This window comes from Rhodococcus sp. ARC_M5, assembly GCF_022810405.1.
Taxonomy (GTDB): domain Bacteria; phylum Actinomycetota; class Actinomycetes; order Mycobacteriales; family Mycobacteriaceae; genus Rhodococcoides; species Rhodococcoides navarretei.
Map to the genome: position 1 here is coordinate 1 of NZ_JALGQE010000079.1, position 244 is coordinate 244.

Annotated in this window: 1 pseudogene; it reads left to right on the forward strand. The window is 63.5% G+C overall.

Annotation, left to right across the window (positions count from 1 at the left end):
* A pseudogene (locus MTX34_RS26220) lies at positions 1-123 on the forward strand (2-oxo acid dehydrogenase); the annotation flags it as partial.
* Between the last annotated feature and the right edge of the window lie 121 nt (positions 124-244).

A 244-nucleotide genomic window follows, 5' to 3' on the forward strand; every position in this document is an offset into this window, starting at 1 on the left:
TTGTCCGCCCTCGCCGCATCCGGTGAGATCGACAAGTCCAAGGCCGTCGAGGCCGCGGAGAAGTACAAGATCGACGACGTCACCGCGGCTCCGACCTCGTTCGCCGATACCGGTTCCGCGTAGGTTCTCCTTATGTCCGATGCGAAGCCCGGTTCACCGGACGGTGCGTCCGCACGCGATGTATCCCGACGCGACGCCTACCGTGAGGCGTTGCGTGAATCGTTGACCTCGGACAACGAAGTGC